This is a genomic window from Yoonia sp. (assembly GCF_036770585.1).
Taxonomy (GTDB): Bacteria; Pseudomonadota; Alphaproteobacteria; order Rhodobacterales; family Rhodobacteraceae; genus Yoonia.
Genome location: NZ_DAIPIW010000015.1, coordinates 29,210 through 40,172, shown reverse-complemented (window position 1 = coordinate 40,172; position 10,963 = coordinate 29,210). Strand labels below are relative to the sequence as shown.

The window sequence follows — 10,963 nt, the reverse complement described above, 5'->3', positions numbered from 1 at the left end:
AGGACACGCGGGACCTGCGGCTGATCAACACGCAAAAGCAGAATACATGGCTGTTTGGCTTCATCCCGCGCGACAGTGAAAGTGTCATGGTCTACCGCAACGAGGATACGGGCTGGCGCTGGCCACCCTATTTCAAGTTCGACAGTGCCGATCTTCAGGCTGAGGCCGCGAACCTTGCCCGTGGAGACGACTGGGCGATGATCACGCATTACGGCTGGCGCGTGCGCTGGGCCAGCATCTATCCCAATGCGGTCGCGATCCGACCCATTGCGGGACCTGACGTGAACATCATCCCGTGGTTCAACATCTTCTTTTTCGTATTCTTGGGCATCGCCGCACTTTTTGTGCGCGCCATGTGGCGGCAGTTCATGGAGCGTTCGGTCGATCCGCTGCTCGACAAGGCCGAGCATCAGATCGATGAAATGCAGGCAGGTGTCGCCAAGGGGCGTGGGCGGATCGCGCGCTGGTTCCGTAAGGACTAGGGGCTACTCGCCGTAGGGGATCCAGATATTCTTGACCTCGGTCGCGGCGGCAAGAAAGTCTTGCGCCGAGGGCTGCAGATCGCGCCCGTAGTTGACCCATGTCCGTTTCAGGTTGCCCGCACTGGCCTTTTCGATCGTGGCGGAAAGGTCGGTCGATGAAAACGACCAGACCGCATCGAGGTCGAGGTGTGCCGCCAGTGTCGGTGCCAGTTCCGCATGGCTGCCGGTGACGATGTTCACGACGCCTGCCGGCACATCAGAGGTTTCCAGCACCTGATAGAAATCGGTCGCGGCCAGCGGAAAGGGCGCACTTGCCACGCAGGTCACGCGGTTGCCCATGGCAATCGCCGGGGCCATCGTGTCGATCAGCCCGCCCAAAGGTCGCGCATCGTCGCAGAGGATGCCGATCTTGCCGACCGGTTCCTTCATCGCCAGCGCCACGCCGCGGATCGGCACGCCATGTGCCTGCCCGTCGTATTTGTCGGCCCATGCGGCATAGGTAAAGAGGCTGCGGATCGCGCTTTCGACCTCGTCCGCGCCACCGCGTTTGCCGGTCATGTTGTCGATGCGGGTCGCGAATTCCTCGGCCCGGGCGGACAGGTTCTCGGCGATGTAGTAAAGGATCTGTGCCCGCAGGTGTCCTGTGGTCTTGCCCCAGCCAGCCGCGCCATTCATCGCCTCGACCGCGTTGCGGATATCCTTGCGGTTCGCGACGGATGCATGGCCAAGCAGTTTGCCGCGCGGGCTGTAAACGGGTTGCGAATAGCCGCCGTCAGGCCGCGCCTGTTTGCCCCCGATATAGAGCTTTGCCGTCCGGTCCAGCGGATCGGCAGGGGTGCCGTCCTCGGTCGTGAAAGGGGTGATCTGCGCGCGCGTCTTGGCTGTGCCCTTCGGCTTGGTGTAGCCTGCCAGCCCTTCCCAACCGCCTTCGCGCCCGAAGCCGCTTTCGCGAACGCCACCGAAACCGGCGGCGGCATCCATCATGTTAGTGCCATTCACCCAGACGATCCCGCAGGCGAGTTTGGGTGCTACATCAAGGGCGAGGTTGATATTCTCGGACCAGACCGAGGCGGCGAGGCCGTAGCGTGTGTTGTTGGCGATCTCGACCGCCTCGCCCGGCGTGCGGAAGGTGGTCGCCACCAGCACGGGGCCAAAGATTTCCTCTTGCATCAGGGTCGATGCCGCATGCAGGCCGGTGATCAGGGTCGGCGGATAGAAACAGCCCTCGGGCGCTGTGATCTGGAAGGTTTCGCCCTCGGTATTCGCATCGACCATCGCTTTGATCTGGTGCAATTGCACCGGATCGACGATCGCGCCCACGTCGATGCATTTGTCCAGCGGATCCCCGATGCGCAGGTTCTGCATCCGCGCCTTCAGCTTGGCGTAGAACCTCTCGGCGATGCCTTCCTGCACCAGAAGGCGCGAGCCTGCACAGCAGACCTGCCCCTGATTGAACCAGATCGCATCCACCAGCCCCTCGACCGCCGAGTCCAGATCGGCGTCGTCGAAGACGATGTAGGGCGACTTGCCCCCCAGTTCGAGCGACAGCGCCTTGCCACTGCCTGCCGTCGCCTCGCGGATCTTGCGTCCGACCTCGGTCGAGCCGGTGAAGGCGATCTTGTCGACATCGGCCTCGACCAGCGCCGCCCCCGTCTCGCCGTCGCCCGTCACGATATTGACGACACCGGCAGGCACGCCCGCCTCGCGGCAGATCTCGGCAAAGACCATCGCGGTCATCGGCGTGTATTCGGCGGGTTTCAGCACGACCGTGTTCCCCATCGCCAGCGCGGGCGCGATCTTCCATGCCAGCATCAGCAAGGGGAAGTTCCACGGGATGATCTGACCGCAGACGCCCAAAGCCTCGCGGTCGGGCAGTTCGGCTTTCATCAACTGCGCGAAGCCTGCGTGATGGTAGAAATGGCGGATCGCCAGCGGCACGTCGATGTCGCGGGCCTCGCGGATCGGTTTGCCGTTGTCGAGGCTTTCCATCACCGCCAGCAGGCGCGCGTGTTTCTGCATCAGCCGTGCAATCGCATAAAGCACGCGGGCGCGTTTGTGTCCCGACTTGGCCCATGCGGGTTGCGCCTTGCGGGCGGCGGCGACGGCCAGTGCGATGTCCTCGGCCGTGCCCTTGGTCACGCCCGCGAGCTTCTTGCCGGTGGCGGGATTGTTCGTCGCAAAGTCATCCCGCAAGGGACCCCATTTGCCACCGATGAAATGCCCCGCGATGCCGCCATGGTCGGCAATCCATTGCAGCGCTTCGGTGCTGCTTTCCGGCGCAGGGCCGTAATCCATCGTCTCGAAGATTTCCTTGACGGTCATGGCAGCAGCTTTCTTTTCATCTTGCCAAAAATACTCAAATCCCAGCCTAACCGATCGCATGGCGCCAGGAAGCGGAATAAGCCCCTGTGACGTGATGTTCCAACTGCCGCTCGATATCGCCCAGAAGGCTGGAGGCCCCGAAGCGGAACAGATCGGGTTGCAGCCAGCGGTCGCCGAGCTCGTCCTTGATCATCGCCAGATAGACCAGCGCGTCCTTGGCCTTGCTGATCCCGCCCGCAGGCTTGTAGCCGACCTTGACACCGGTGCGGTCCTGATAGTCGCGGATCGCCCGGATCATCGTCAGTGTGACGGGCAGGGTCGCGTTGACGGGTTCCTTGCCGGTCGAGGTCTTGATGAAATCCGCCCCTGCCATCATGCAAACGAGGCTGGCGCGCGCCACGTTGCGCAGTGTGCCAAGCTCGCCTGTGGCAAGGATCGCCTTGACGTGGGCATCGCCGCAGGCGGCGCGCATGTCCTTCATCTCGTCATAAAGCGCCTGCCAGTTTCCGGTCAGCACATGGCGGCGGCTGATGACGATGTCGATCTCCTTGGCCCCTGCCGCGACGCTTTCGCCGATCTCTGCGATGCGCAGATGGAAAGGGGACAGGCCCGCAGGAAAGCCTGTCGAGACAGCAGCGACCGGAATGTTGGTGCCTTCGAGCGCCGCCACAGCGGTCGGGACCATGTCGTGATAGACGCAGACCGCGCCGGTGGTCAGGCCTTCCATGCCCAGCTTTTCAAGGATCGGTTGTGCTACAGGCTGGCGCGCCTTGGCGCAAAGCCTGCGCACACGGCCTTCGCTGTCATCACCGGCCAATGTCGTCAGGTCGATCAGGCTGATCGCCTTACAAAGCCACGCGGCCTGATGGTCTTTCTTGACGCTGCGCCGCCCGGGCAAAGTCGCCGCACGGCGTTCGATGGCCGAGGTATTGGCCTGCACCGCCATGACCCAGTCAAGATCAAGGGGGGTACCGTCGTTGCGTGGTGCGTGCAACGACGGCAGCTGTGCAATTTCCGTGAGTGGTGAAGACGTCTTTGTGTCCAAGTGGGCCTCCGCCAGTGAATGCCAGCACAGCATGACATTTCGCGTACCCCTTCGCAAGGTTTGACCGTTTGGTCAAATTTTAATTTGCACGATTCGACCCACTCTGGCCGTGACGTCGCGTAAGAGGTGTCAGCGCGGTTGAACAAGCTGTCGTTGGAACTGCTGGCGGTATTGCAGCGGCGTCATGCCATGGGCTTCGCGGAACAGTTTGTGGAAATGCGACATGTTCGGAATACCGCAACCCGCTGCGATCACGGCCACCGGTTCGTCGTCGGTCGTCAGGGCGCGGGCGGCATGTGCCATCCTGATGCCGTTGACATAATCCGAAGGCGTTTGCCCAAGGTATTTGCGCATCATCCGGCTGACATGCGGATGGGCCTTGCCGGCGCGGGCGACCAATCCGGCTGACCCGTTCCGGAAGACCTCGGGCTCTTTGGCGGCAAGGCAGGCGTCGGACAGCCAGGCCGGCATGTCTGTCGGCAGTTTCTGGTCGATCAGCTCGGCGCAAAGCGGCAAGAGAAAGGCCTCTGCGGCCAGTGTGTCGCAACTGCTTCGCTCAAGGTGTCCGGCTGCATGGTTCAGTGCCGCAAGGGCGCGGATGCCGCGATGCTTGCGGATGTATCCGGACTGCGCCCAAAAAAGCTGGCCCTGCATGGCAGGGTGCCGCGCGGCCAGTCCTGCGATCAGGTCAGGGTGGAACGCGATCGATACGACCAGCGCATGCGCGCCCCGTCCCTGTAGGGCATGGGATTGACCCGCCGAGATAAAGGCGATGTCACCTTCGTCCAATGTCTCGGCGCCCTGTGGCAGGTGATGCCTGATCTGTCCGTTCTGGACCCAGAAAAGCTCGCAAAAGTCGTGGTCGTGCAAGTGTCGTGGCCGCGCGGGCGTCAGCGTCGCGCGGGTCAGGCGGGTCATTCTGCCATCTTGCAGGATGTCTTTGTGTCGGAGTGTGGCACCCATGTTTCACAATCTAGCACGCGCCTTGCTGCGGTGCAGCATCAAAATCACACAATAATGGACCGAAACCGCCAGCAATCGAGGGGTGACAAATCAGGGTTTGCCGACTATCGCCTGCGGCAGACGACCCCAAAATGCGAGCCAGCCCCATGTCCTTTGACCGCAGCATCAAGATTGCCCCGTCGATCCTGTCAGCCGATTTCGCCAATTTCGGTGCCGAATGCGAAGCCATCGAGGCCCAAGGTGCCGACTGGGTGCATGTGGACGTGATGGACGGGCATTTCGTGCCGAACATCACCTTTGGCCCTGCGACCTGTGCCGCGATCAGGCCGCATATCAAGGGTGTGATGGACGTGCATCTGATGATCGCCCCCGTCGATCCCTACATCGAAGGCTTCGCCAAGGCAGGGGCCGATATCATCACCGCCCATGTCGAGGCAGGCCCGCACATCCACCGGACCTTGCAGGCCATTCGGGGGGCGGGGGCCAAGGCGGGTGTCGCGCTGAACCCCGGCACGCCTGCCACGGCGGTCGCATACCTTCTGGATATGGTCGATCTGGTCTGCGTGATGACCGTGAACCCCGGCTTCGGCGGGCAGAAGTTCATTCATGGCCAAGTCGAGAAGGTGCGCCAATTGCGCGCGATGATCGGCGACCGCCCCATCCATATCGAGATCGACGGCGGGGTCGATCCAACGACTGCCCCTCTGGTCGCGCAGGCCGGTGCGGACGTGCTGGTCGCTGGTTCTGCGGTCTTCCGTGGCGGCTCGGTCAGCGACCCTGCGCCCTATGGCGAGAATATCCGCGCAATCAGGGCAGCGACGACAGCCTAGCCGAGTTTCACGCCTTCGCCTTCAAGGAAGACATAGCCGTTCCCGGGGAGGGTCAGGACCGTGTCCTCAATGCCCGCGTGGTGCGGTCCGACAATCTTGGCTTTACCGGAAAGTGTCACCTGCTGCGGTTCTTTCGACAGGTTGAAGACACAGGTCAGCGACTGCGCGCCCGACTTGCGCGAGAACGCAAGGATGGGTTCGGGCAGGTCGATGAAGGTGGTCTTGCCGTCGCGCAAGGCGGGCTGGGCTTTGCGGAATGCGATCATCTGTCGGTAGAAATGCAGGATGCTGTCATTGGCAATTTCCTGCACATCCACCGACCGCGCAGCCTGCGGCGCCTTCACCGGCAACCACGGCTTGCCGGTCGAGAAACCGGCATTGGGCGCGTCATGTTCCCAGACCATCGGCGTCCGGCACCCGTCACGGCCCTTGACCGCAGGCCAGTAGCGCAGGGCGGGGGGATCGGTGATCTCGTCATAGGTCAGGTCGGTCTCGGTCTGGCCCAGTTCCTCGCCCTGATAGATGCCGATGGTGCCTTCGAAACTCATCAGCATCGCACAGGCGAAACGGGCCATGTCGTCTTCGCTGACCGCGTGTTCCGCCCAGCGCGACACATGGCGCGGCACGTCGTGGTTCGAGAATGACCACTTGGGGTGCCCGTCCGGCGCGCCCTGCTGGAAGCCTTCGATGCAGCCGCGAAAGTGGTCCACGCTGAAATCCGGCCCCAGCATCGCGAAACTGTAGGCCATATGCAGGCGCGATGTGCCGGCAGTATATTCGCCCATGATCTCGATCGACCGGCGGCCCATCTCGCCCACTTCGCCGACCATCATGATGTCGTCGTATTGGTCTGTCAGCTTTCGCAGACGTTCCAGAAACCCAAGGTTCTCGGGGCGGGTCTTGTTGTAGATATTGCTTTGCATCCCGTAAAGATCGGTCGCCATCACATAGGGCTTGGCATCCGCCGGCGGGTTCGAGCGCAGCTCTTGGTCGTGGAAAAAGTAGTTGACGGTATCAAGACGGAACCCGTCCAACCCCCGATCCAGCCAGAATTTGCAGGTCTCGAGGATCGCATCGACCACATCGGGGTTGTGGTAGTTGAGGTCCGGCTGTGCGGCGAGGAAGTTGTGCAGGTAATACTGCCCGCGTCCCGGATCGAACTCCCACGCGGGGCCGCCGAAATGGCTGTGCCAGTTGGTGGGCGGTGACCCGTCGGGCAAGGGGTCGGCCCAGACATACCAGTCGGCCTTGGGGGTGTCGCGGCTCTGGCGGCTTTCCTTGAACCACGGGTGCTGGTCCGAGGTATGCGACAGCACCTGATCGGTGATCACCTTCAGCCCCAGGTCATGCGCGCGGGCGATCAGCGCGTCGAAATCGGCCAGCGTCCCGAAGAGCGGGTCGATGTCCATATAGTCCGACACATCGTAGCCCATGTCCTTTTGCGGCGAGGTGAAGATCGGCGACAGCCAGATGCAATCGACGCCGAGGCTGGCGATATGGGGCAGCCTGCGCGTGATCCCCTTCAGATCGCCGACACCGTCGCCGTCATCATCCTGAAATGAGCGCGGATAGACCTGATAGATCACCGCATCCCGCCACCATTCGCGCATAGGCATTCTCCTGCTTTCGCAGGACGCTAGCAGACCTGCGGGTGCCTTCAAGGCATCATGGCACGAAAACCTCAGGCGCCGAGTTCTTTCAGGATCGGGCAGTCCGGTCTGTCATCCCCCGCACAGGTGCGGACCAGATCGGAAAGTGTCGCCTGCATCGCTTGCAGATCGGCGATCTTGGCCTCGATCTCGCGCAGGTGGTCCTTGGCAATCGCGCGCACATCGGCGCTGGCGCGGTCCTTGTCTTCCCAGAGCGCCAGCAGGTTGCGACAATCCTCGATCGAGAATCCCAGCGCACGGGCGCGGCCCAGAAACGTCAGCTTGTGGATGTCGCTTTCGCGAAAGGCGCGATAGCTGTTGGCGTCACGGGCCGGGGTGACAAGGCCGATGTCCTCGTAGTAGCGGATCGTCTTGGGCGGCAGTCCTGACCGTTCCGCCGCTTCACCGATATTCATGGCGCGATCTCCTGCTTTGGCACCCAGCGCAGCCGCAGGGCGTTGGACAGGACAAAGACACTCGACAGTGCCATGGCCCCCGCCGCCAGCATCGGCGACAGAAGCGGGCCGCCGAAGACGTAAAGCACCCCTGCCGCGACCGGGATCAGGGCCGTGTTGTAGGCAAAGGCCCAGAAGAGGTTTTCGCGGATATTGCGCATGGTGCGGCGGCTGACCTCGAAGGCATTCACAACGCCGCCGATGTCACCGGACATCAGCACCACGTCCGCGCTTTCGATGGCGACATCCGTGCCGGTGCCGATGGCGATGCCGATATCGGCGGCGGCCAGTGCGGGCGCATCATTGATCCCGTCGCCGACGAAGGCCAGCTTGCCGTGCTTTTGTTGCAGGTCCCTGATCGCGCGGACCTTGCCTTCGGGCAGCACCTCGGCCACGACATGGTCGATGCCAAGCCGCGCGGCAATCACCTGCGCCGTCGCGGCGTTGTCGCCGGTGATCATGGCGACCGTCTTGCCCTGCGCATGAAGCGCTTTGATGGCCGCAGGGGTCGCAGGCTTGACGGGGTCCGAGACACCGATCAGCGCCGCCAGCTTGCCGTCGATCGCGGCATAGAGAGGGGTCTGGCCTTCTGCGGCGATCCGGTTTGCGGCTTCGGTCAGGGCATCCAGCGCGATGCCTTCCCGCGCCATCAACCGATCCGCACCGACAAGAACGCCATGGCCGTCCACCGAGGCGCTGATGCCGTAGCCGGTCAGCGTCTTGAAATCCTTTGGCGTGGTCAGGCTGAGACCCCGGTCCTTCGCGGCCTGCACGATGGCGCGCGCTATGGGATGTTCCGAGTGATCCTCGACGCTGGCGACAAGGCGCAGCACGTCATTTTCGGGGAAATCCGTGACGTCGAGTGTCGTCAGGGCAGGGCGCCCTTCGGTCAGCGTGCCGGTCTTGTCGAAAGCGACGACGTTTGCATCGCGCAGGGCCTGCAAGGCATCCCCTTTGCGAAAGAGCACACCCATTTCGGCCGCACGTCCTGTGCCGACCATGATCGAGGTCGGCGTGGCCAGCCCCATCGCGCAAGGACACGCCACGATCAGCACGGCGACACCTGCGACCAGCGCAAGACCCAGCGCCGGATCGGGCCCGAAGACAAGCCAGACCAGAACCGTCACCACCGCAACGGCCAGCACGGCCGGAACGAAATACATCGTGATCCGGTTCACCAGATCCTGAATCGGCAGTTTGGCGCCCTGCGCATCTTCGACCATGCGGATGATCTGGGCCAGCATCGTCTCTGACCCTGTTCTGGTCACCCGAACGTCAAGACTGCTCGCGCCGTTGACTGTCCCGCCTGTGACCTGAGAGCCGACTGTCTTTTCGACGGGGACCGGCTCGCCGGTGATCATGCTTTCGTCGACAAAGCTGTTGCCTTGGGTCACCAGACCGTCCAGCGCCACGCGCTCGCCCGGGCGGACGCGGATGATCTGGCCGACGGCGATCTCGGCGATCGGCATCTCCTGCGTGTCGCCATCGACCGCGATAAGAGCGGACTTGGGCTGCAAGCCCACCAGTTTGCGGATCGCCTCGCCGGTGCGGCCCTTGGCGCGGGCCTCCAGCCAGCGGCCCAGAAGGATCAGGGTGACGATCACGGCAGCGGCCTCGAAATAGACGGCGCGGGTGCCAGCGGGCAGAAGCTGCGGCAGGAAGGTCGCGACGGTCGAAAACCCCCATGCGGCAAAGGTGCCGATGGCGACCAGCGCATTCATGTCCGGGGCACCTTTCAGCAAAGAGGGCACGCCGCGCGCGAAAAAGACGCGCCCGGGCCATGCCAGCACCGCCGTGACAAGAACAAATTGAAGAACCCAACTGGTCTGCATCCCGATGGTATTGGCGATCAGGTGATGCACACCGGGAATGAAATGCCCGCCCATTTCCACGACAAAGACCGGAAGCGTCAGAACCGCCGCGATCAGAAACTGCTGCCAGACCGCCTCTGCCTCGGCGGCCTTTGTTGCGGGGCGGTCTTGCGCCTCGCTGCGCGGTTTGGCGGCGTATCCGGCTTGCGTCGAGATGCCCGCCAGAATTTGCGGTGTCGTGGCGCCGGCCACGAATTTCACGGTGGCGGTTTCGGAGGCAAGATTGACAGATACCTCTGCGACACCCTCGGCTGCGGCCAGTGCCCGTTCGACGCGGCCCACGCAGCTTGCGCAACTCATGTTCTCGATATCCAGCGTGATCTGGTCCAGCGTCGCCGGGTATCCGGCTTTGGCCAGTGCTGCGGTCAGCTTGCCGGTGTCGGCGGGCGCATCATAGTGCACCGTGGCGTTCGCATTGGCCAGATTGACCGCCGCCTCGCGGACGCCCGCGACGGATGTCAGCGCCTGTTCGGCACGTCCGACGCAGGCCCCGCAGTTCAGGCCGGTCAGTTGCAGCTTGAGTGTTTCGGTCATGGTCGCGGCCTCCAGCCCGGTGTTTCCCCTCATATGGGGGTTCCACTGACTGGAAGGTCAATGCCCTTGACAGATTTTCTTACGGGGTGGCGCGCACCTCGGCGACAAGGTTTTCCAGTTGGGCAAGGGGCACGGCACCGGGCACCAGTGCATCGCCGATCACGAAGGCAGGCGTGCCGGTAAAGCCAAGGGCCTGCGCCAGCCCGCGCGAGGTGTTGATGTGGTCGTTGACCGCCTCGCTGTCCATGTCGATCAGCAACCGGTCGATGTCGAGGCCGACCGAGCGCGCCAGCCCAAGCACCGAAGCCTCTTCCGCGCGGCCCTGAAGGCCCATCAGCGCCCAGTGCATTTCGTCGTAAAGCCCCTGTTCGCGGGCGGCGAGGGCGGCGCGTGCTGCGAAGACCGAGCCTTCGCCAAGGATTGGCCATTCGCGGTAGACCACGCGCACATCCGCGTTCCCTTCAAGCAGCGCCTTCACGTTGCCTGCCGCGCGTTTGCAGTAGGGGCAGTTGTAGTCGAAGAACTCGACCACGACAGCGGCGGGCTCTGCGGCGCCTATGTATGGCGCGTTGGGATCATTCTCGAGCAGCTCGCGCTGCTGGTTCAGGACCTGTTCGGCGACTACGGCCTCGGCTGCCAGCCGCTGCTCTTCAAGGATCGCCACAGCCTCCATGACGATCTGCGGGTTTTCGAGGATCGCCTGCAGGGCCAGTTCCTTGATGCGCTCTTCGCTAAGGTCCTGCGCTGCCGCTGCGAGAGGGGCCAGCACCATCATCGCCGTCAGTATCATCCGTTTCATGGTGTCTTTGCCT

The 10,963-nt window shown here is 63.1% G+C and carries 9 protein-coding genes; 2 read left to right on the top strand and 7 right to left on the bottom strand.

Annotated elements, in window-relative coordinates; all coding sequences use genetic code 11:
- Nucleotides 1-482 (top strand): DUF1523 family protein (locus V7N12_RS04710; RefSeq protein WP_333713037.1); only part of this gene is annotated, 482 nt, incomplete at its 5' end.
- 3 nt (nt 483-485) lie between these two features.
- Here the strand turns inward: V7N12_RS04710 and V7N12_RS04705 are convergent.
- The 3 genes from V7N12_RS04705 to V7N12_RS04695 all read right to left on the bottom strand — a co-directional run bounded on the left by V7N12_RS04705 (nt 486) and on the right by V7N12_RS04695 (nt 4,767).
- Nucleotides 486-2,804, bottom strand: coding sequence for an aldehyde dehydrogenase family protein (locus V7N12_RS04705; RefSeq protein WP_333713036.1), 2,319 nt, complete (start codon nt 2,802-2,804; stop codon nt 486-488).
- Nucleotides 2,805-2,850: 46 nt separating this feature from the next.
- Nucleotides 2,851-3,864: a deoxyribose-phosphate aldolase gene (gene deoC, locus V7N12_RS04700; protein ID WP_443089933.1), complete on the bottom strand. Its 1,014-nt coding sequence runs from the start codon at nt 3,862-3,864 to the stop codon at nt 2,851-2,853.
- Nucleotides 3,865-3,978: 114 nt separating this feature from the next.
- A complete protein-coding gene (locus tag V7N12_RS04695) occupies nt 3,979-4,767 on the bottom strand; it encodes a helix-turn-helix transcriptional regulator (RefSeq protein WP_333713035.1) in 789 nt (262 codons plus the stop codon).
- Nucleotides 4,768-4,958: 191 nt separating this feature from the next.
- Between V7N12_RS04695 and rpe the strand changes: the two genes are divergently transcribed.
- The gene (gene rpe / locus V7N12_RS04690; protein ID WP_333713039.1) at nt 4,959-5,642 is read left to right on the top strand and encodes a ribulose-phosphate 3-epimerase; all 684 of its coding nucleotides are present in this window, start codon (nt 4,959-4,961) and stop codon (nt 5,640-5,642) included.
- Here the strand turns inward: rpe and V7N12_RS04685 are convergent.
- The 4 genes from V7N12_RS04685 to V7N12_RS04670 all read right to left on the bottom strand — a co-directional run bounded on the left by V7N12_RS04685 (nt 5,639) and on the right by V7N12_RS04670 (nt 10,950).
- Entirely contained in the window at nt 5,639-7,252 is a 1,614-nt protein-coding gene (locus V7N12_RS04685) for an alpha-glucosidase (RefSeq protein WP_333713033.1), read from the bottom strand. The genes rpe and V7N12_RS04685 overlap by 4 nt on opposite strands.
- 71 nt (nt 7,253-7,323) lie before the next feature.
- Nucleotides 7,324-7,707 carry a Cu(I)-responsive transcriptional regulator gene (gene cueR / locus V7N12_RS04680; protein WP_333713031.1) on the bottom strand — a complete coding sequence of 128 codons (384 nt, stop codon included), beginning with the start codon at nt 7,705-7,707 and terminating at the stop codon, nt 7,324-7,326.
- Nucleotides 7,704-10,184, bottom strand: coding sequence for a heavy metal translocating P-type ATPase (locus V7N12_RS04675; protein ID WP_333713030.1), 2,481 nt, complete (start codon nt 10,182-10,184; stop codon nt 7,704-7,706). Before V7N12_RS04675 ends, cueR begins: the two co-directional genes overlap by 4 nt.
- A gap of 46 nt (nt 10,185-10,230) precedes the next feature.
- Nucleotides 10,231-10,950: a DsbA family protein gene (locus tag V7N12_RS04670; protein ID WP_333713028.1), complete on the bottom strand. Its 720-nt coding sequence runs from the start codon at nt 10,948-10,950 to the stop codon at nt 10,231-10,233.
- Between the last annotated feature and the right edge of the window lie 13 nt (nt 10,951-10,963).